Origin of the sequence: Trinickia sp. EG282A (assembly GCF_040965455.1) — a bacterium.
Classification (GTDB): domain Bacteria; phylum Pseudomonadota; class Gammaproteobacteria; order Burkholderiales; family Burkholderiaceae; genus Trinickia; species Trinickia symbiotica.
The window spans coordinates 593071-614265 of sequence record NZ_JBFRCC010000002.1 but is presented as its reverse complement, the minus strand read 5'-3'; the positions used below and the strand labels follow the sequence as shown (position 1 = coordinate 614265).

Below are 21195 nucleotides of genomic sequence, written 5' to 3'. Positions count from 1 at the left end.
CGGTCCGTTGGGAGTCCGAAGGATGAAGACAGCACTGATCGTGGGCGCGTCGCGCGGCATCGGGCGCGAGTTCGTGCGGCAATACCGTGGCGCGGGCTGGCGCGTCATCGCGACCGCGCGGGACGGCGAGGCGCTCGACGCGATCGAGGCCGACTTTGAAGCGGAGCCGATTCTGCTCGACGTGACCGAGCCCGATGACATCGACGGGTTGGCCGCCGTGATCGCAGACGAAGAGCTCGATGTGGCCATCATCTGCGCGGGTGTCTACGGGCCGCAGACGGAAGGCGTCGAGTCGTTCTCAGCCGACGATTTCGACCACGTGATGTCCACCAACGTCCGCGGCCCGATGCTGTTGCTGCCCGTGTTGCTGCCGCTCGTCGAATCGGTGGATGGGGTCCTGGCCGTGCTGTCGAGCAGAATGGGCAGCATCAGCGAGGCGACGGGAACGACGGGCTGGCTTTACCGCGCGAGCAAGGCCGCGCTCAACAGTGCGCTGCGCGTGGCGTCGCTGCAAACGCGCCGGGCGACTTGCATCGCGCTCAATCCCGGTTGGGTGCGCACCGATATGGGCGGGGCCAACGCGGCGATCGATCCTGAGCGCAGCGTGTCCGGCATGCGTCAGGTCATTGCACAGGCGGGCGCCGCGCGGGCCGCTTTCAACGGCCGGTTCGTCCAGTATGACGGGACGCCGGTCGAGTGGTAGCACGAGACGGATCACACCTTCTCGCATCATGCGTTCGATCGCGGCTCTGATCAGCGACTCGAACGCAAGGCCTCACAAGGGCCGCCAATTCTGCAGACATAGCAATCCAAGGCAACCAGCCAGGAGACGAACGAATATGGTGCTCGACCAGGATCACACGATGATCCGCGATGCGGTGCGTACTTTCGTGCGCGATGCCGTCACGCCTTTCGCGGCGCAATGGGACCGGGAACGGACATTTCCTAAGCACGTCCATCGGCAGCTCGCCGAGCTTGGCGCATATGGCGTGCTCGTACCGCACGAATACGGCGGCGCGGGCCTCGACGCGCTAGCACTCGCATTGATTCTCGAGGAAGTCGCCGCGGGCGACGGTGGGACCTCGACGGCGATCTCCGTCAACAATTGCCCCGTGTGCAGCATCCTGCTCGCCTACGGCGACGACGCGCAAAAGCGCGACTGGCTCACGCCGCTCGCACGCGGCGAGATGCTCGGCGCGTTCTGCCTCACCGAGCCTCAGGCCGGCTCCGACGCCTCGGCGCTGCGGACCACGGCCGTGCGGGATGGGGACGCGTATGTCATCAACGGCGTCAAGCAGTTCATCACGAGCGGCAAGCATGGCGATGTCGCGATCGTCATGGCCGTGACGGATAAAACCGCCGGCAAGCGTGGCATCAGCGCCTTCATCGTGCCGACGAATACCCCCGGCTACGTCGTGGCGCGCGTCGAAGACAAGCTCGGGCAGCATTCGTCCGACACGGCGCAGATCGTGTTCGAAAATTGCCGCGTGCCGGCCGCCCAGCGCATCGGCGCCGAAGGCGAAGGTTATCGGATCGCGCTGTCGGGGCTCGAAGGCGGGCGCATCGGCATCGCCGCGCAAAGCGTCGGCATGGCGCGCGCGGCGTTCGAGGCCGCGCTCGCCTATGCCAAGGAGCGCGAAAGTTTCGGAGAACTGATTTTCGGCCACCAGGCCGTGCAGTTCCGGCTCGCCGAAATGGCGACGCAGCTCGAAGCCGCAAGGCAACTGGTCTGGCACGCGGCCTCACTGAAGGATGCCGGTCAGCCGTGCCTCAAGGAAGCGGCGATGGCGAAGCTTTTCGCGTCGGAGGCGGCCGAACGGATCTGCTCCGCGGCATTGCAGACGTTCGGCGGCTACGGATACGTCACCGACTTTCCGGTCGAGCGCATTTATCGCGACGTGCGCGTGTGCCAGATTTATGAGGGCACGAGCGATATTCAAAAGATCTTGATTGCAAGGCAGTTCGAGTAAGATTCGGCGTTTTCGTCCCCCCACAGCGCCGACGCCGGATGAACGCAAAGCAACCGACCGCGCCCGCCGCGGGCGCCTGCCCCTGCGGCGGCGCGGCACCGAACCGCCGGGCCGCGGCCGCCGCACCGCGCTTTGCCGAGTGCTGCGGCCGCTATCTGAGCGGCGCGGCCGTGCCGCCGACGGCGCTCGAGGTGATGCGCTCCCGCTATACGGCCTATGTGGTCGGCGACACAGACTACCTCCGCGCGACATGGGATCCTTCGACCTGCCCCGCCGATCTCGCGGCCGACGTCGACGCGCCCGATGCGCCGCGCTGGTTGGGGCTTCAGATCAAACGTTTCGAAGCGCTCGACGATAGACACGCCATCGTGGAATTCGTCGCTCGATTTAAAACGGGGGGTCGCGGACACCGGCTGCAAGAAGTCAGTCGTTTCACGCGCGGCGACGATGGACGCTGGCGCTACGTGGACGGCGACGTAAGCGAGCGCTAACCTCGCTTCTCTGCCGTCGGTCTTTCCATCGCTTTTCACCCGGTACGCCGGACGTCTATGTCCGGCAAGCCCGGGTTCTCCTTTATTGCGCAGGCGAATATCGGCGGGCTACGATGAGGCTCGCTTGTGACGTGCATCGTTCAGACGAATCGTTGCTGGCCGAAGGCGTTCGCCGCCGGCTGGAACTGCGCTTGGGCGATGGATAGGACTCCCTATCGATTTTTCGAGCGCAACGGGTGCGCGTCACATTCCCGCGCTTTTTCGCCACCGATTGCCGGCGACGCCTCGTCGCACGACCAATGGGACGAATTGTGACCATTGCCGGCCTTTTTTCGAGCAACGGCCCAGCGAAGTGAGCGCGGATACTGATCCGGGATGGACGAGAGAGGGACCATCGCCGTGACAACCGATTTTCTGAGCAGGCGCGCATGAGTTGGAAAAAAGTTTGGGTTGGATTGGCATGTGCGTGCGCATGGATGAGCGTCCATGCGGGCTCGAGCTCAACAAAGCAAGACGTCGCACTCGCCACTAGCCCCGGTGGGCCGCTTTCGGCCTCGAACGTGGCACGCCTGGAGTTCGGCGAGTCGGACATGCCGGTCCTCGCCGCCGATCTCAATGAGCGCGTCGTCCGCGTTCCGGTCGACAGCGCGGGCTCGATCACGCTCGAAACCACGATCTTCAAGCCCAACGGTCCAGGACCGTTTCCGATGATCGTCTTCAATCACGGCAAGATGGCGGGCGACCCCCGCGCGCAGGCGCGCAGCCGTCCGCTCGCGTTCGCGCGAGAGTTCGTGCGCCGCGGCTATGTCGTCGTCGCCCCCAATCGCGAAGGCTTCGGCAATTCCGGCGGCACCTACCGCCAGGAAGGTTGCGACGTCGAAAAGAACGGCGACGCGCAAGCCGACGACGTCGCCGCCACGATTGCCTATATGTCGAAGGAACCGTACGTCGATGCTTCGCGGATCGTCGTGGCCGGCACGTCGCACGGCGGGCTGACGGCGATCGCTTATGGCATGCGGGCGGCGCCGGGCGTGCGCGGCCTCATCAATTTCTCCGGCGGACTGCGGCAAGACGCCTGCTCGGGGTGGCAGGACAACCTCACGAACGCGTTCGAAGCCTACGGCGAGAAGGCTCGCGTGCCGTCGCTCTGGCTCTACGGCGACAACGACTCGATCTGGACGCACGAACTGACCGAGCGCATGTATGCCGCCTACGTCGGTCACGGCGCGAGCGCCAAGATGATCGACTTCGGATCGTACAAGAACGACGCTCACCGGCTCGTCGTCGATCGCGATGGCGTATCGATCTGGTGGCCCGCCGTCGACGCGTTCCTCGCGCGCATCGGCATGCCGACGCGGCCCGAATACCAAGTCGAAACGCGCCCGATGCCGCAAGCGACGGGTTACGCGGCCGTCGATTCGGTCAACGCCGTCCCCTACCTCGATTCGGCGGGCCGCGCGGCGTACGGCAAGTTCCTGCATCAATTCCCGAGCCGCGCCTTCGCGGTCGCGAGCTCCGGTGCCTGGTCGTGGGCGGAGGGCGGCGACGATCCGATGTCGGTGGCGCTCGCCAATTGCAGCAAGGAGAACCACGGCGAGCCATGCCAGCTCTATGCGGTCAACGACTCGGTGGTCTGGAACGACGGCACGCAAACAGCCTCGTCATCGCCATCCAGCGGCAACGACACGAGCGGCGTCGGCGGTACCGGCACCGTTGCCCATCCCTCGCTTGCCAGCCGCTGGTAAGTCTGCCATTGCGATTCGCTCACCGGCGCGCGGCTGACCGCCCGCGCCGCTCACGTTTTTCATGAATTTTTGCCGGCGCGCGGCGTCATTCTGCCGTCGTCAACGTCATCCAACGTTTGCGATCTGCTCCGAAGCGCCCTGAGCTGCGCCGAACGGCCGCCAAAACACGCCGTTCGCGGCGGCACGGAATGCGTGCATCGTCGAACGGAACGCGCTACTCTCACGTCCGCCTTGGCTCGCATGTCGCGACGAACGCGCGGCTGGCGAGCTCGCAAAGCGATGGACAGGTCCGCGTTTTCCTCGCGCGGACGCAACGGACGAGATTTCGAAGCGTATGAACGTCGACGCTCCCAAGCAAGTAACGACTACGAGTCCCACGACGCACGGACGCGCGAGCAGCCGGACGGACGAAAGGGGCGCACAGGAATGGGTTGCACGTAGCCTCGCGGCGGTCTGGCACCCCTGCACGCAGATGAAGCACCACGAGCGGCTGCCGCTCGTCGCCGTGGCGCGCGGCGAAGGTGCATGGCTCTTCGATCACGACGGGCGCCGATATCTCGACGCGATCAGCTCATGGTGGGTCAATCTGTTCGGTCACGCGAATCCGCGTATCAATGACGCGTTGAAGGCGCAGCTCGACACGCTCGAACACGCGATGCTCGCGGGCTGCACGCATACGGCCGCCGTCGAGCTCGCGGAGCGGCTCTCGCGGCTCACGCAGGGTACGCTCGGCCATGCGTTCTTCGCGTCGGACGGCGCATCGGCCGTCGAAATCGCGCTGAAAATGAGCTTCCACTATTGGCGCAACAGCGGCATGGATGAGAAGTGCGAATTCGTCTGCATCGCGAACGGCTATCACGGCGAAACGATCGGCGCGCTCGGCGTCACGGACGTCGCGTTGTTCAAGGACGCCTACGACCCGCTGATCCGTTGTGCGCACGTTGCGGCATCGCCCGATGCGCGCCTCGCGCAGCCCGGTGAGACAGCAGCCGATGTGGCCCGGCGCGCGCTCGAAGACGTCCGCGCACTTTTCGAATCTCGGGCAGAACGGATCGCGGCACTGATCGTCGAGCCGCTCGTGCAATGCGCGACCGGCATGGCGATGCACGACCCGTCTTATGTCGCCGGCCTGCGCGCCTTGTGCGACGAATATCGCGTGCATCTGATCGCCGACGAGATCGCCGTCGGCTGTGGACGCACCGGTACGTTTTTCGCCTGCGAGCAGGCTGGCGTCTGGCCCGATTTCCTCTGCTTGTCCAAGGGAATCAGCGGCGGCTATCTGCCCTTGTCGATCGTGCTGTCGCGCGACGAGGTGTTCGCCGCGTTCTACGACGACGATACGACACGCGGCTTCCTGCATTCGCATTCGTACACGGGCAATCCGCTCGCTTGCCGCGCGGCGCTCGCGACGCTCGATCTGTTCGAAGCCGACGACGTGCTGGCCACGAACGAGGCGAAATCGTCGGCACTGTTCGCGGCGCTTGGCTCGCTCGCCTCGCACGAGAAGGTGCGTCATCTGCGCCGTCGCGGAACGCTGATCGCTTTCGATGTCGCCCTCGAAGGCGATGCCGCGCGCACGTTCTCGCGACGCTTCTTCGCCAACGCGCTTGCGCGCGAGCTGCTGATGCGTCCGATCGGCACGACGGTCTACCTGATGCCGCCATATATTTTGGACAACGAACAAATCGCATGGCTTGCCGCGCGAACGCGCGAGACGTTCGACGCGACGCTTGCGGGCGAGGAGCGCTGATGCATTTGCTCGACTCGCTCCGAGAAGGCCTCGCCGATCTCGATGCACGCGGCCTGACACGCCGCCGGCGCACCGCCGGGACGCCCTGCGGCGCGCATATGAGCGTGGACGGACGCGAGATAGTAGGCTTCGCGAGCAACGACTACCTCGGCCTCGCCGCGCACCCGAAGTTGACGGCCGCGCTCGCCGAGGGCGCCAAATGCTACGGCGCGGGCAGCGGCGGCTCGCACCTGCTCGGCGGCCACTCGCAAGCGCACGCGCAACTGGAAGACGATCTCGCGGCGTTTTGCGGCGGCTTCGTCGATGCGCCGCGCGCTCTCTCGTTCAGCACCGGCTATATGGCGAATCTCGCGGCGCTGACGACGCTTGCCGGCCGCGACACGGCCCTTTTCTCGGACGCGCTCAACCATGCCTCGCTGATCGATGGCGCACGGCTCTCGCGCGCCAACGTGCAGATCTATCCGCACAGCGATACGGCTGCGCTCGCGGCCATGCTCGAGGCCTCCGATTCGAGCGCCAAGCTCATCGTGACGGACGGCGTGTTCAGCATGGACGGTGACATCGCACCGCTCGGCCGTTTGCTGGCGCTCGCCGAACGGTATGGCGCGTGGCTCGTCGTCGACGACGCGCACGGCTTCGGCGTGCTCGGGCCGCAAGGGCGCGGCGTGCTCGCCGAGCACGCGCTGCGCTCGCCGCATCTCGTCTACGTCTGCACGCTCGGCAAGGCGGCCGGTGTGGCGGGAGCGGCCATCGTCGCGCACGAGACCGTGATCGAATGGCTCATACAGCGCGCGCGGCCCTATATCTTCACGACGGCCGCGCCGCCCGCGGTCGCTCATGCCGTTTCCGCAAGCCTCGAACTGATCGCGGGCGACGAAGGCGACGCTCGCCGCGCGCATCTCGCGACGCTGATCGAGCGCACACGCGCCATGCTTCGCCGAACGCGCTGGCAGCCCGTCGATTCGCAAACGGCGATTCAGCCGCTCGTGATCGGCGACAACGAAGCCACGCTTGCGCTCGCCGCGCGCTTCGACGCCGAGGGGCTCTGGGTGCCGGCGATTCGGCCGCCGACGGTGCCAGCCGGTACGTCGCGGCTGCGCATTTCGCTTTCAGCCGCGCATTCGCTCGACGATCTGGCCAGGCTCGAAGCAGCGCTCTGTCGAATCGACGAGGGAGGCCAGGCATGAGCGCGCCGCTCTCGCTCTTCGTCACGGGTACCGATACCGAGATCGGCAAGACCTTCATCTCTTGCGCCCTGCTGCACGGCTTCAAGCGCGCGGGCCTACGCGCCGCGGCGATGAAACCGATCGCGGCCGGAGCCGTCGAGCGCGACGGGCAATGGCACAACGAGGACGCGGATCAGCTCGACGCCGCCGCCGGCGTTATGCTGCCGCCCGAACTGCGCACCCCGTATCTCTTGAAAGCGCCGGCGGCACCGCACATCGTCGCAGCGCACGAAGGCGTCGCGCTCGATATCGCCCACATCGTCCAGTGCCACGCGCAAGCCGCGAAGCTCGCCGATATCGTCGTCGTCGAAGGCGTCGGCGGTTTTCGCGTGCCGCTCGACGACGAACACGACACGGCCGACCTCGCCCGCGCATTGGCACTGCCCGTTGTGCTTGTCGTGGGCGTGCGCCTCGGCTGCATCAGCCATACGCTGCTGACGGCGCAAGCGATCGCCGCGCGAGGACTGCGCATCGCCGGCTGGGTGGCGAATGTCGTCGACCCCGCGATGCTCTACCGCGACGAAAATATCGATACGGTGCGCAAATGGCTCGCTCGCGAGCACGATGCACCGCTCCTCGGCATCGTGCCGCATCTGGCACCCGCTTCGCCCGAGCAAGCCGTGCAGGCGATCGATATCGCAGGACTCCTGAACATTTTGCGCACTCAGCCGCCGCCGAGTTAGCGCCAGTTCCTCCCAGCACCGCTTACGCGAATTTTGACGAATTCGGAACGACGACCCCACAGCGTTCCCAAGCCTCGAAGGATCGACGATATGACTCAAGCCCAAACCGAAAGCGCGTCGCCGATGGCCGCACCGCAAACACCGAATACCGTTCGCTGGCGCGTCGGCGACGTTGCGGCACTTTACGAGCTGCCGTTCAACGATCTCCTCTTTCGCGCGCAGCAAGTGCACCGCGAGCATTTCGACGCGAACGCCGTGCAGCTTTCGACATTGCTGTCGATCAAGACGGGCGGCTGCGAGGAGGACTGCAAATACTGCTCGCAGTCGTCGCACTATGAAACGGGCCTCAAAGCCGAGAAGCTCATGGACATCGGCGAGGTCCTCGCCGCGGCACGCACGGCGAAGGACAACGGCGCGACGCGCTTTTGCATGGGCGCCGCATGGCGCAGCCCGAAAGACCGCCACCTCGAGCCGATCAAGGAAATGATCCGCGGCGTGAAGGCGATGGGACTCGAAACCTGCGTGACGCTCGGCATGCTCGAGGACCATCAGGCGAAGGCGCTGCGCGAAGCGGGCCTCGACTACTACAACCACAACCTCGATACGTCGCCCGAGTTCTATGGGCAGATCATCTCGACACGCACTTACCAGGACCGGCTCGAGACGCTCGAACGCGTGCGCGACGCAGGCATCAACGTCTGCTGCGGCGGCATCGTCGGCATGGGCGAGTCGCGCCGCGAGCGCGCGGGGCTCATCGCGCAACTCGCGAACATGGACCCCTATCCCGAATCCGTGCCGATCAATCATCTCGTCGCGATCGAAGGCACGCCGCTCGGCGAAGTCGAGCCTCTCGATCCGTTCGAGTTCGTGCGCACGATCGCCGTGGCGCGCATCACGATGCCGCGAGCGATGGTGCGACTCTCGGCCGGCCGCCAGCAAATGAACGATGCCATTCAGGCACTTTGCTTCATGGCCGGAGCCAACTCGATCTTCTACGGCGACGCATTGTTGACGACGGGCAATCCGCAGGCGGACGCCGATCGGAAACTTTTCGACCGCCTCGGCATACGCGCGCAGAGCGCGGCGCATCTGCCGGCGGCGCAAGACGTATGCAAAGAGGCATGCCGCAACGACTAAGGTCCGTTGTGCGGGTTCGCGAGCGCGGGGGTGAGCAAGTAGAATGAGAGGGTTCGCCCCTTCGTTCAGAGACTCGTCGTCCTACCCTACGCAGCACGCATGAAGATTCTCTTCCACACGCCGCAGGCAAACGAGGCCGACCATTGGCTGCCGTCGCTCGCACGCGCGCTACCTGGGGCGCATGTACGCGCGTGGGAGCCCGGCGATGCGGCCGATGCCGACTACGCGCTCGTCTGGCGTCCCCCGCGCGAGCTGTTCGCGCGGCGCGCCGGGCTCAAAGCGATCTTCAATCTCGGTGCGGGCGTGGACGCTTTGCTGTCGCTCGAGCGCGAAGCGCCGGGAACGCTGCCGCATGGCGTGCCGATCATCCGGCTCGAAGATACGGGCATGGCGGCACAAATGGCCGAGTACACGACTTACGCGGTGTTACGCTACATGCGCCGCTTCGACGAATACGAACTCGCGCAGCGGCAAGCCGATCCGAGCTGGCGCGAACTCGCGCCGCATGCGCGCGACACCTTTACGGTCGGCGTGCTCGGGCTGGGCGCGCTCGGCGCGCATGTCGCGCAGGCCCTTGCATCGCTCGGCTTGCCCGTGCGCGGCTATAGCCGGAGCGAGAAAACATTGGAGGGTGTCGAAACGTTCTGGGGCAAAGCGAATTTCGACGCGTTTCTCGATGGCCTCAAAGTGCTCGTCAATTTACTGCCGAGCACGCCCGATACCGACGGTATCCTGAACCGTCGGACTTTCGCGAAGGTCGCGCGCGGCGCCTATCTCGTGAACCTCGCGCGCGGCGCCCATGTCGTCGAGGCGGACTTGCTGGATGCGCTTGCGCAGGGACAGATCGCCGCGGCCACGCTGGACGTGTTCGCGACGGAGCCGCTGCCGCCCGATCACCGCTTGTGGCGGGAGCCGCGCGTGACGGTCACACCGCATATCGCGGCCTTGACGCTGCGCGAGCCGGCCATCGCGCAGATCGCGCAAAAGATCGCCGCGCTCGAGCGCGGCGAGCCGATCGGCGGCATCGTCGATCCGGTGCGGGGGTACTGAGAGAACAACATCGCGAATATCGATCGGCAGTCCTTACGAATCGACTGGAGAATGACATGTCCTTGCCTCGCGCAGTGAAGATCGTCGAAGTCGGCCCGCGCGACGGGCTGCAGAACGAGAAGCAGCAGGTGCCGGCCGCGGTGAAGATCGAGCTCGTCGATCGGCTCTCGGCGGCAGGGTTTCGCAACGTCGAGTCGGCGTCGTTCGTGTCGCCGAAGTGGGTGCCCCAAATGGCCGACGCCGCCGAGGTGATGGCGGGCATCGCGCGCCGCCCCGGCACGATCTATTCGGTGCTCACGCCGAACCTCAAGGGCTTCGAAGGCGCGCTGGCTGCGCAGGCCGACGAAGTGGTCATCTTCGGGGCCGCGAGCGAGGCTTTCTCGCAGCGAAACATCAATTGCAGTATCGCGGAGAGCGTTGCGCGCTTCGAGCCCGTCGCGCGAGCCGCGAAAGACAATGGTCTGCGGCTGCGCGGCAGCATCTCGTGCGCGCTCGGATGCCCCTATCAGGGAGATGTGCCGGTGCCCGCGGTCGTCGACGTGGTGCAGCGTTTCGCCGAACTCGGCTGCGACGAAATAGACATCGCGGACACCATCGGAGTCGGCACGCCGAAGCGCACGCATGAGGTGTTCGCGGCCGTGACGAAGGTTTTTCCGCGCGAACGGCTCTCGGGGCACTTTCATGACACTTACGGTCAGGCGCTCGCCAACATCTACGCCTCGCTGCTCGAAGGCATCGAGATCTTTCACGCGTCGGTGGCGGGTCTCGGCGGTTGTCCCTACGCGAAGGGCGCGACAGGAAACGTCGCGACGGAGGATGTGCTCTATCTGATGAACGGCCTTGGAATCGAAACCGGCGTCGATCTCGATCAAGTCGTCGACATCGGCCACTTCATCTCTTCGGCGATCGGCCGACCCAACGCGTCGCGCGCCGGCCGTGCATTGCTCGCAAAGCGAAATGCGGCGCAATGCAGCGAAGCAAGCGAGCAGGCGTGACGCCACGCGGCCTGCGAGGATGTCAAAAGAATCGACAATAAGCGGACAACACCGATCAATATGGACAACGAACGATTGACCCCCACGAACGCGCCCGAAGTGGCGGATGCCTCGGAACCACTCGCCGCATTGCCCGAATCGGCGCGGCGCGTTGCTCTGCTGCTGCGCGAGCGTGGGCATGAGAAGCCTGTTGTGATGTTGCCTCAGACGGGCAAGACCTCGGCGGAAGCAGCGGCAGGGCTCGGCTGCACCGTCGCGCAAATCGCGAAGTCGATCCTCTTTCGACGCCGCGACGACGATATGCCCGTGCTCGTCATCGCAAGCGGCGCCAATCGCGTCGATGAGGAAAAGGTCGCCGCGCGAGTCGGTCCGGTCGCGCGAGCGGACGCGAAGTTCGTGCGCGAGAAGACGGGCTATGCGATAGGCGGCGTCTGCCCGATCGGGCACGTCACGCCGCCCGTTACGCTGATCGATGCGGACCTGTTGCAGTTGGACAGCCTCTGGGCGGCGGCCGGCCATCCTCACGCCGTCTTCAATCTGTCGCCGCAGGAACTGATCGGACTGACGGACGCCCCCGTGGCCGATGTGGCTTTGCGCGATTGAGAGGCCAAAAAAGAAAAGCCGCTCGTCAAGAATGGCGAACGGCGCAATGTACGACGTGATCAGCGTCACCGTCATCATACCGATGCGCCTTGATCGAGCGCATCGGTGATTTCCCTGCGAATACTCTACAACCCGCTTTCACTCAAATTTCACTTGCGTGCGAAGAGCCGCGCGCCAGCGATGCCCGGCGCGGCACCACACGCCAACCGAGATTGACGCCTGCGGCGGCGACCAGAATCAGCGCGGCACCGAGCAGTTGGACCCAGGCCAGCGTTTGCCCGAACGCGACATGGTCGACGACGATCGCGACTACCGGATAAATAAACGAGAGCGCGCCCGTCATCGCGGTCGGCAATCTTTGAATCGCGCCGTACAGCAGCACGTACATGAGACCTGTGTTGACGATGCCGAGCGTGAAGAGGTCCGCCCAGGGGCCCGCGCTTTTCGGCAACGCATGAAAATCGATGAACGGCGCGAGCGCGAGCGCACCGAGCGTCACCTGGATCAGCGCGATCAGATGCGGCGCCGTGCCCTTGAGCCGCTTCGTCACGATCGACGCGATGGCGTAAAAAAATGCCGCGCCGAGCGCATAGGCGATCCCTTCGAGATATTGACCGGGCACGGCAAGGACGGCCGGCTCCACCCGCACGACGAAGACGAGCCCGACGAAGGCGACGGCGAGCCAGACTGCGATCGACGCAGTGATGCGCTCGCGAAAGACGAGCGCGCCCAACGCAACGAGCATGAACGGCTGCGTATTGTAGGCGGCCGTCGCCATCGAGATCGACGCGCGCGAGTAGGCGGCGAAGAGCAGAATCCAGTTGGCGACGACGGCCGCGCCGCCGGCGACCGCCAGGCCCGCGATGCGCCATGACAAGGCGTCCCGCCGGAGAAGGCCCAGCCACGCGCAGATGAGCGCAAGCGTGATGGCGCCGAAGATGCAACGAACGAATACGACGGCGACAGGCGGCTCACCCGACTTCACGACGAGCCAGCCCACCGTGCCCGATATCAACATTGCGACGGTCATCTCCAACGCGCCACGTCGGATTTCCTGGTTAGCCACGGATGCCTCGACAAAAGATGCTTTCGATACGATGCAGTCTAGCGGTTACGTGAGGCGTAAGACATGGCTAAACTAAGGCGAAGAAAGCTTTATGTCTTTTTATCGAAGGCAAGACATGCCGAAACGCCTTTATGAAGCTGGCGCGGGATCGGGGCCCTCCGCCGGCGCCGCCACGCTCGACGAAATCGATCGCACGTTGCTGATGCTGCTGGCCGAAAACGGCCGTGCGGCCGTGGCCGATCTTGCGCGCGAGGTCGGCTTGTCGGCGCCGAGCACGGCCGAACGTCTGCGCCGCCTCGAAACGCAGGGCGTCATCGAGCGCTTCACAGTGCAAATCGACCCGCGCGCGTTGGGCTATACGATGCAGGCCATCGTGCGCGTACGGCCATTGCCTGGCCAACTGCATCTCGTGGAGGAGGCGATCCGGCGGATTCCGGAGTTCGTCGAATGCGACAAGGTGACGGGGGAGGATTGCTTCGTCTGCCGCCTTTACCTGCGTTCGATCGATGAGCTCGACGATATCCTCGCGAAGGTGACCGATCGCGCCGAGACCAACACGGCCATCATCAAATCGACACCGGTCGCGCGCCGCCTGCCGCCGCTCCAGGCGCCGGCGACCACGCCGCGGGCCGGCAAGCGCGGCATGCGTTAGCGTCGACGCAAGAGACGTCTTGGAAGCCGCTCTCGCACGGTTGGCGGCCGGCGGCACCATCGCGCGAGGCTCGGATCCCGTGAGCGCCTAATGCCTCATCCGAGTTTCGCCGGATTCACCGGACTCTCGCGCCTCGAAGAAGTCCAACATTTCAGCGACGAGCGCATCGGCCGCTTCCTCGGGAATGAGACTGCCGCAATCGAGCGCGTGACCGCTTGCGTCGCGTGCCATGCGCTGCCATGCGCCGATGGGATCGGCGCATTGACCGACGGCACTTCGGGCGCCCCACAGAACGCGCAGCGGACACGCCACGCGACGACCGCGCTCGACGTCCGCGCGATCGTGTTCGAGATCGATCGAATCAGCCGCCGCCAGCTCGGCCGCGCCGTCGTAGTCGGTCATCGAGGGGGCCGTACCCAGCAACATCAATCGATCGACTGCATCGGGATGATCGAGCGCCATCCGGTGCGCGACACCCGCGCCCCACTCGTGCGCGCAGACGAGGAAATGCTCGAAGCCGAGCCGGCGCATGACGTCCACCTGATCCTGCGCCAAGGCACGCTTCGATACGCGGCTCGCCGCACCTTCGCGCTCGGGGTCGATTGACGATCCGTAGCCGCGCAGGTCCGTCGCGATCACCGTGAAATGCTGCGCGAGCGGTTGCGCGCACCGATGCCAGATTTCGTGCGTTCGCGCATGCCCATGCAGCAGCAACAACGGCGCCCCCGAACCGCCCTTGAGACCGAATATCGCTGATCCCCCGGTGGCCACGCGAAACGGAGTAAAGTCGGCGAAAGTCATTGCGTCCGCTCCATTGTTCTGCAGGTAGCTTCGCATTCTACGGACGTCTAAGCTGCGCGCCCGTTCGCTGCGCCACGAAACGTAGAGCCTGAGTACTCCCTCCAATGACCGATGCCACGGCGAACTCACCCCTCCGTATAATCGAACGAACGTTCTCTTCATCGCCTACCTCTCCCCGCTCTTTCGAAGGAGACTCGCCTCATGGCCCTTCCCGCCGTCCTGCAAAACCTGACGCTGCCTGTCGTCGCATCGCCGATGTTCATCGTCAGCTATCCGGAACTCGTGCTCGCGCAATGCAAGGCCGGTATCGTCGGATCGTTTCCAGCGCTCAACGCGCGCCCGGCCGAGTTGCTCGACGAGTGGCTCACGCAGATCGGCGAGGCGCTTGCCGCCCACAAGGCGGCGAACCCAAACGCGAAGGTCGGGCCCGTCGCGGTCAACCAGATCGTCCATCAGTCGAATGCGCGTCTCGAGCACGACGTGCGCGTTTGCGTCGAGCACAAGGTGCCCATCTTCATTACGAGCCTGCGCGCGCCCGTCAAGGAGATGATCGATGCCGTGCATAGCTATGGCGGTATCGTGCTGCACGACGTCATCAATTTACGCCACGCGCAAAAGGCGCTCGAAGCCGGAGTCGATGGCTTGATTCTCGTGGCGGCGGGAGCCGGCGGACATGCGGGCACGATCTCGCCGTTCGCGCTCGTCGGCGAAGTACGGCGCATCTTCGATGGACCCATCGTGCTCTCGGGTGCGATCGCGAATGGCGGCTCGATCCTTGCCGCGCAGGCGATGGGCGCGGACCTCGCGTACATGGGCACGCGCTTCATCGCCACGCGGGAGGCGCATGCCGTCGATAGCTACAAGCATGCGATCGTGAACGCGAGCGCGGCCGACATCGTCTACACGAACCTCTTCACAGGCGTGCACGGGAACTACATACGCGAGAGCATCGTCAACGCTGGGCTCGATCCCGAGGACCTTCCCCTGTCGGACAAGTCGGCGATGAATTTCGCCGGCGACAAAGCAAAAGCGTGGAAGGATATCTGGGGCGCCGGCCAAGGCGTCGGCCTCATGGACGATATTCCGAGCGTCGCCGAACTCGTCGCGCGGCTCGAGCGCGAGTACGACGAAGCACGGGCAAAGCTATCGATACGATAACGCCGCCGCCTGGGGCTACGTCGTTCGACCGGGATGCAAACAGACGTTCGCAACCTCACATCGTTCGCCGATACTGACCTCCCACCTCGAATAGCGCGTGTGTGATCTGACCGAGCGAGCAGACGCGCACCGCATCCATCAATACGGCGAATACGTTCTCGTCGCCGATCGCTGCTTGCTGCAGGCGACGCAACATCGGCCCCGCTTCGTCGCGGTGCCGCTCGTGAAAAGCGGCGAGACGCGAGAGCTGGCTCTGCTTTTGCTCCCGCGTCGAGCGCGCGAGCGAAATCGGCGGCGCCTCGGACTCGTCGGCATCCTTTCCAACGAACGTATTCACCCCGACGATCGGATACGACCCGTCGTGTTTGCGGTGCTCGTAGCGCATGGACTCGTCCTGGATGCGGCCTCGCTGGTAGCCTGTCTCCATGGCGCCCAGCACTCCGCCTCGCTCGGTCAGTCGGTCGAACTCGGCGAGGACGGCAGCCTCGACGAGATCGGTGAGCTCCTCGATCGCGAAGCTGCCCTGGTTCGGATTCTGGTTCTTGGCGAGCCCCCACTCGCGATTGATGATGAGCTGAATCGCGACTGCCCGACGGACCGATTCTTCGGTAGGCGTCGTGATCGCTTCGTCGTAGGCGTTCGTATGCAGCGAGTTGCAGTTGTCGTAAATGGCGATTAACGCCTGCAGCGTCGTACGAATATCGTTGAACGCGATCTCCTGCGCATGCAGGCTGCGCCCAGAAGTCTGCACGTGGTATTTGAGCTTCTGGCTGCGCTCGTTCGCACCATAGCGATCGCGCAGCGCCACGGCCCAGATACGCCGCGCGACGCGGCCGAGCACCGTGTATTCCGGCTCCATGCCGTTCGAGAAGAAGAACGACAGATTGGGAGCGAAATCGTCGATCGCCATGCCGCGCGCCAGATAGGCTTCGACATAGGTGAACCCGTTCGCGAGCGTATAGGCCAGCTGCGTGATCGGATTCGCGCCTGCCTCGGCGATGTGATAGCCCGATATCGACGCCGAGTAAAAGTTGCGGACGTCGTGCTCGACGAAGTACTGCTGGATATCGCCCATCATCTTCAGACTGAACTCGGTCGAGAAGATGCAGGTGTTCTGCCCTTGATCCTCTTTGAGGATATCCGCCTGCACGGTCCCGCGAACGTTTTGCAGCGCGCTCGCACGCGCCACCTCCATCTCGTCGGCACGCGGCTGTCTGCCCTCTCGCGCACAGCGCGCGGCGAGCTTTTCGAGCTGCTGATCGATGGCCACGTTGAAGAACATCGCGAGGACGGTCGGGGCGGGTCCATTGATCGTCATCGACACTGAGGTGCTCGGCTCGCACAAATCGAAGCCGTCGTAGAGGACTTTCATATCGTCGAGCGTCGCCACGGAAACGCCCGAGTTGCCGATCTTGCCGTAGATGTCGGGCCGCTCGTCCGGGTCCTCGCCGTATAGCGTGACCGAATCGAACGCCGTCGAAAGTCGCGCGGCCGGCATGCCCTCCGACAATAGCTTGAAGCGGCGATTGGTCCGTGCCGGATCGCCTTCACCCGCGAACATGCGCGTCGGGTCCTCGTTTTCGCGCTTGAATGGGAAGACGCCAGCCGTATAAGGGAAGTAGCCCGGCAGGTTTTCGAGCGCGAGCCAGCGCAGCGTTTCGCCCGGATCCGCGAATTGTGGCAACGAGACCTTGCGCATCGTCGTGCCGGAAAGCGTCGTGATCGTCAGCGCCGTGTGGATCTCGCTACCGCGAACGGTGACGACGCGCTCGTCGCCCGAGTACGCCTCGACGGTTCTGGGCCACGCCTCGAGCATCGCCTTTTCCGCCGAGCCGAGTTGCGCGTCGCGCGCCGCGATAAGCGCATCGAGCCGCGCCAGAGGGATTTCGCTTGCGGCATCGTGCTCGCCGCTTGCGGCGTCCATCAGCATGCGCCTCGCCTCGACGAGCTGCCAGCGCTCGCGCGCAAGCCTTGCCTGCGCCTCCGCGCGCATCCGATAGCCGCGCACCGTCTCGGCGATTTCCGAAAGATAGCGCACGCGCCCCGGAGGAACGATCGCGCGGCGCGCGCTCGAAAATCGCACATCGGCGGGCGGCAGACGCGGGCCCTGCACCGGCCGCGACAACCCCATTTCATGGAGCGACGCCGCAATCCGCTGATAGAGCGCCGTCACGCCATCGTCGTTGAAATGCGAGGCGACGGTGCCGAAGACCGGCATCGCGTCGGCCGGCTCGCTCCACGCTTCGCGATTTCGCTGCACCTGCTTCGCCACGTCGCGCAGCGCATCGGCCGCACCGCTGCGGTCGAACTTGTTGATGGCGACGAAGTCGGCGAAATCGAGCATGTCGATTTTTTCGAGCTGCGTGGCGGCGCCGAACTCGGGTGTCATCACATAAAGCGAGCGATCGGCATGCCGAGCGATCGCCGCATCGCCCTGTCCAATGCCCGAAGTCTCGACGACGACGAGCTGAAAGCCCGCCGCCTTGCAGGCCGCAACGGCGTCAGGCAGGACATCGGGCAGCTCGTTGGCCGCCTCGCGCGTCGCGAGAGAGCGCATGAACACGCGTGGACCATGCCCCCAGTCGCCGATCGCGTTCATGCGGATGCGGTCGCCGAGCAGTGCACCGCCGGTCTTTCGCCGCGAAGGATCGACAGCGAGGACGGCGATGGTGAGGGAGTCGCCATAGTCGAGCCGAAAGCGCCGCACGAGCTCGTCGGTGAGCGACGACTTACCCGCGCCGCCCGTTCCGGTCACGCCGAGCACGGGGACCTGCCGCGCCTGCGCACGGGCCGCGAGCGCCGCACGCGTGGTCGCGTCGGCCTTGCCGTTTTCGAGCGCCGTGATCAGTTGCGCGAGCCCGCGCCAGCGCCGCGCGCCTGTGGCTTCGAGACCGGCGAGCGCTGCCTCGCCCGCCGACCCGCCGGGCGCGCCGGCCGGGTGAGCAGCCCGCGACGCCGCCGCGCAGCGCGCGATCATGTCGTCGATCATGCCCTGCAGCCCGAGCTGCTGACCGTCGTGCGGCGAATAGATTCGCTCGACGCCATAGCGCTGCAGCTCGTCGATCTCGTCGGCGACGATCACGCCGCCGCCGCCGCCGAACACCTTGATGCGCTCTCCCCCGCGCTCGCGCAGGCGGTCGACGAGGTACTTGAAATATTCGACGTGGCCGCCTTGATAACTCGATACGGCGACGCCATCCGCGTCCTCGTCGAGGGCGGCATCGGCCACTTCATCGACCGAGCGGTTGTGACCGAGGTGAATGACTTCCACGCCGCTCGATTGCAGAATGCGCCGCACGATGTTGATCGCGGCGTCATGGCCATCGAAAAGCGCGGCCGCGGTGACGAAGCGCAGCCGCGGTGAAGCACTCGGCTTGATCTCGCCAAGGGATTGCGGCGCCGACAGGTCGGTCATGTCTCCCCCATCTCGATCCGGGTCTCACCGTATTATCGCAACACGGCGGCTCTTGCGAGTATAGGCAACGGCGAAAAAGGGAGCTGACCGCAATCGAAAAGCATAGGGACGCGCGCGCATCAGCCAGCAGCCTCGCCATGTCCGGCGGAGCGCATGATCGCGCGAGCTGTGTCGATGCGACTTTCGAGCTGAAACACCTGGTAAGCACAGCGGACGGGGTGGTCTTTTTCGCCCGATCGCACGCGCTCGCCGCTCCCTACACTAGGTCCGCATTTCTTTCTTTAGCGGCGATGCGGGCTCCCGAGGTACCACGAGCGCGTCGCACTCCTCGGACCCATATCATGCGGCGATTCATCGCGATTATTCTTTTGCTTGTCGGCGTGCTGGATCTGCAAGGATGCGCGACGAGCACGGAGACGTTCGCGCTCGGCGGACTGTTCGGCTTTTTTGCGGGCGTCGGCGCTGTGACTTGCGCCGTTACGTGCCAGTAAGCGCCCGCGAACGGCAGGGCTCGCTCGCGCTGCTGCGAAATCGCGCTCAGGCCACGAGCGCGATCAGACCGCCGAGCGTGATGCCGGCCGCCAGCCACCGGCCGGCCGTGTAGTACCCGTTCGTTTCCTCTTCCGGCTTGTCAGGGCGCTCGAGGCCGAGCGTACCGTAGGTAAACGACTTCACCGGCGAAGCATCGGGCTGCGACGACGCATCCAGCGTCGCGTCGGACGTCGCAGCCCCATCGCGCGCGGCGGCCGCCGCTCCTTCGGCAGAGATGGAGACGGCCGCATCCTGTGTCGGCACGGCCGTTTCAGCGAGCTGCAGAATTTGCGGGTCCTGGCTCGCTCCGTTGGCGCCGCGGTTTTGCCAGCCAGAATCGGGGCTCGTTCCGTTTCCCTGCTGCGCGTAGGACGTGAGCGCGCTCCCGATTTGCATGATCGATCTCCCGTGGTATGCGAGAGCCCGCCCGACTGTGGCGTCTACAGGCTCCTTGCCGCGCCGGCATCGCGACTCTCATGCGATTTGGCACATCTAGACCGGGCTAACGACCGCGCCGTCGACAGGCTTGAGCATGCGTAAGCAACGGTAAGCCGATCCCGTTGCGAGCGAGGCGCCCAGCACCGGCAACGGGCAATGGGCGCCGTGCGCGGGGTGGCAAGTCCGACGGCGCTCAGAACTTCGCGCGTACGCCGGCGCCGACGGTCTGCCCCGTCGAAAGTCCGTTGAACTGGTCGTTCATATAGGCCGCGTAGACATCGGTGCGCTTCGAGAGCGGATAGTCGTAACCCACGGCCCACGTTCGGCGAGTCTGGTCGAGCCCGCCGCCATCACGCGAATAGGCGTACGAAGCCATGATGGTGCCGGGGCCGGCAGGCACCGTCACGCCGCCTTGCCCTGTGTTGACGTGCCAGCTCCCGCCGCCAATCTCGTCGTTCTTCGTGTACATGTACTGCCCGTAGAACTTGACGAACTTCATGTCGTAGCTGGCTCCGAGTTGCGCCACGCTTTGGCTCTTGAACGGCACGATCGAGCCGAACGCGGGCGGGGAGACGAGGTCGCCGGGGCTGTTGTTGAAGTTGACGTATTGGAATACGCCCGTCGCCGCGAACGGTCCGTGAAAATAGAGAAACTGCGCGCTCCACTTCTTGGCGCCGTTATTGCCGGCTTGATTGCCGAGCCCGTACATGACGCTGCCCGACAGACCGTGAAAATCGGGCGTCGAATACTGCACCGCGTTGTTCCAGCCGGAATCGCCGACGACGCCCGTGTCCGTCGTATAAGTCGCGCCGGTCGGAATCGCCGTGTTGCCGAGGAACACGTGATACACCATTGGCGAGAACGTGTACGAATCGATGAACGGATTGAAAAGAATCGTCGAGATGAAAAGCTGCGTCGTAAGCCGGCCAGCCGTGAACGTGCCGTATGGCGATTCGATACCGACGTAGGCGTTGCGCGAGAAGAACGAATCGCCGGTGAAGCGACCGTAATTGCCGTTTTGCGGCAGGAAGAAGTCTTCCAGCGTAAAGATCGCCTTGTAGCCGCCGCCGAGATCTTCGGCGCCCTTCAAGCCCCAGTACGACGTCGACATGCCGCCGCCCCCGACGACCCACGAGCGTTGCTCGCCCGGGAATTGCTGCATGCCGACCCAGCTGTCGACTTGCCCGTACAACTGGACGCTCGATTGCGCGTAGGCGGCCGAGCCGGCCGCCATGAGGCCCGCCGCGGCGGCCGTTCGGAAACTCTTCTTCAGCGCACGGCTGACGGTGCTTTTCATTGGATCTCCTGTCTTTGTCGAAAAAATCGAAGCTTGGCGAACCGCTCGCGCGCCCCGTTCGCGTTCTCCGGATCGCCGGCGCTGCTCGGACCGGGATCATCGTTGCGGACCATTTTTCCGAACAAAAAACGATTTGGTTATTGCCGGTATAGCGGCACCGATAATCGAGCGAACGCCGCATTCTTTT

General features: G+C 64.9%; 19 protein-coding genes. 14 read left to right on the top strand and 5 right to left on the bottom strand.

Going from position 1 to position 21195, the window contains the following annotated elements; all coding sequences use genetic code 11:
* Positions 1–22 precede the first annotated feature (22 nt).
* From AB4Y31_RS10675 to AB4Y31_RS10625, 11 genes are all read left to right on the top strand, one after another.
* Entirely contained in the window at positions 23–703 is a 681-nt protein-coding gene (locus tag AB4Y31_RS10675; protein ID WP_018441109.1) for an SDR family oxidoreductase, read from the top strand.
* 136 nt (positions 704–839) lie between these two features.
* Positions 840–1970 carry an acyl-CoA dehydrogenase family protein gene (locus tag AB4Y31_RS10670; RefSeq protein ID WP_368673899.1) on the top strand — a complete coding sequence of 377 codons (1131 nt, stop codon included), beginning with the start codon at positions 840–842 and terminating at the stop codon, positions 1968–1970.
* A 38-nt stretch (positions 1971–2008) separates the two neighbouring features.
* Positions 2009–2461, top strand: coding sequence for a YchJ family protein (locus AB4Y31_RS10665; protein WP_368673898.1), 453 nt, complete (start codon positions 2009–2011; stop codon positions 2459–2461).
* Positions 2462–2889: 428 nt separating this feature from the next.
* Positions 2890–4206, top strand: a complete 1317-nt coding sequence (locus tag AB4Y31_RS10660) for a dienelactone hydrolase family protein (protein ID WP_368673897.1) — start codon at positions 2890–2892, stop codon at positions 4204–4206.
* Positions 4207–4540: 334 nt separating this feature from the next.
* Positions 4541–5956, top strand: coding sequence for an adenosylmethionine--8-amino-7-oxononanoate transaminase (gene bioA, locus AB4Y31_RS10655; protein ID WP_368673896.1), 1416 nt, complete (start codon positions 4541–4543; stop codon positions 5954–5956).
* Positions 5956–7143, top strand: coding sequence for an 8-amino-7-oxononanoate synthase (gene bioF / locus AB4Y31_RS10650; protein ID WP_368673895.1), 1188 nt, complete (start codon positions 5956–5958; stop codon positions 7141–7143). Before bioA ends, bioF begins: the two co-directional genes overlap by 1 nt.
* Positions 7140–7865: a dethiobiotin synthase gene (gene bioD / locus AB4Y31_RS10645; protein ID WP_368673894.1), complete on the top strand. Its 726-nt coding sequence runs from the start codon at positions 7140–7142 to the stop codon at positions 7863–7865. The genes bioF and bioD overlap by 4 nt, the downstream gene beginning before the upstream one ends.
* Before the next feature lie 90 nt (positions 7866–7955).
* Positions 7956–9002 carry a biotin synthase BioB gene (bioB, locus tag AB4Y31_RS10640; RefSeq protein WP_368673893.1) on the top strand — a complete coding sequence of 349 codons (1047 nt, stop codon included), beginning with the start codon at positions 7956–7958 and terminating at the stop codon, positions 9000–9002.
* Between the two features lie 99 nt (positions 9003–9101).
* A complete protein-coding gene (locus AB4Y31_RS10635; RefSeq protein ID WP_368673892.1) occupies positions 9102–10052 on the top strand; it encodes a 2-hydroxyacid dehydrogenase in 951 nt (316 codons plus the stop codon).
* Between the two features lie 56 nt (positions 10053–10108).
* Positions 10109–11047: a hydroxymethylglutaryl-CoA lyase gene (locus AB4Y31_RS10630; protein ID WP_018441118.1), complete on the top strand. Its 939-nt coding sequence runs from the start codon at positions 10109–10111 to the stop codon at positions 11045–11047.
* A gap of 60 nt (positions 11048–11107) precedes the next feature.
* On the top strand, positions 11108–11650 hold the full coding sequence (locus AB4Y31_RS10625; RefSeq protein ID WP_368673891.1) for a YbaK/EbsC family protein: 543 nt from the start codon (positions 11108–11110) through the stop codon (positions 11648–11650).
* A gap of 142 nt (positions 11651–11792) precedes the next feature.
* Here the strand turns inward: AB4Y31_RS10625 and AB4Y31_RS10620 are convergent, their stop codons facing one another.
* Positions 11793–12716, bottom strand: a complete 924-nt coding sequence (locus AB4Y31_RS10620) for a DMT family transporter (protein ID WP_368673890.1) — start codon at positions 12714–12716, stop codon at positions 11793–11795.
* Positions 12717–12831: 115 nt separating this feature from the next.
* On the opposite strand from AB4Y31_RS10620, the gene AB4Y31_RS10615 reads away from it, so the two are divergent.
* Positions 12832–13368: an Lrp/AsnC family transcriptional regulator gene (locus AB4Y31_RS10615; RefSeq protein WP_368673889.1), complete on the top strand. Its 537-nt coding sequence runs from the start codon at positions 12832–12834 to the stop codon at positions 13366–13368.
* 87 nt (positions 13369–13455) lie between these two features.
* Here AB4Y31_RS10615 and AB4Y31_RS10610 read toward each other — a convergent pair whose 3' ends face one another.
* The gene (locus tag AB4Y31_RS10610; RefSeq protein WP_368673888.1) at positions 13456–14169 is read right to left on the bottom strand and encodes an alpha/beta fold hydrolase; all 714 of its coding nucleotides are present in this window, start codon (positions 14167–14169) and stop codon (positions 13456–13458) included.
* Between the two features lie 201 nt (positions 14170–14370).
* Here AB4Y31_RS10610 and AB4Y31_RS10605 point away from each other — a divergent pair, with 201 nt between their 5' ends.
* Positions 14371–15327: a nitronate monooxygenase family protein gene (locus AB4Y31_RS10605; RefSeq protein WP_018441121.1), complete on the top strand. Its 957-nt coding sequence runs from the start codon at positions 14371–14373 to the stop codon at positions 15325–15327.
* A 55-nt stretch (positions 15328–15382) separates the two neighbouring features.
* On the opposite strand, the gene icmF is transcribed toward AB4Y31_RS10605, so the two are convergent.
* Positions 15383–18742, bottom strand: coding sequence for a fused isobutyryl-CoA mutase/GTPase IcmF (icmF, locus tag AB4Y31_RS10600; RefSeq protein WP_368673887.1), 3360 nt, complete (start codon positions 18740–18742; stop codon positions 15383–15385).
* A 341-nt stretch (positions 18743–19083) separates the two neighbouring features.
* Between icmF and AB4Y31_RS10595 the strand changes: the two genes are divergently transcribed.
* The gene (locus AB4Y31_RS10595) at positions 19084–19233 is read left to right on the top strand and encodes a hypothetical protein (protein WP_018441123.1); all 150 of its coding nucleotides are present in this window, start codon (positions 19084–19086) and stop codon (positions 19231–19233) included.
* 46 nt (positions 19234–19279) lie between these two features.
* Here AB4Y31_RS10595 and AB4Y31_RS10590 read toward each other — a convergent pair whose 3' ends face one another.
* Positions 19280–19669 carry a hypothetical protein gene (locus tag AB4Y31_RS10590; protein WP_368673886.1) on the bottom strand — a complete coding sequence of 130 codons (390 nt, stop codon included), beginning with the start codon at positions 19667–19669 and terminating at the stop codon, positions 19280–19282.
* Positions 19670–19904: 235 nt separating this feature from the next.
* A complete protein-coding gene (locus tag AB4Y31_RS10585) occupies positions 19905–21008 on the bottom strand; it encodes a porin (RefSeq protein ID WP_018441125.1) in 1104 nt (367 codons plus the stop codon).
* Between the last annotated feature and the right edge of the window lie 187 nt (positions 21009–21195).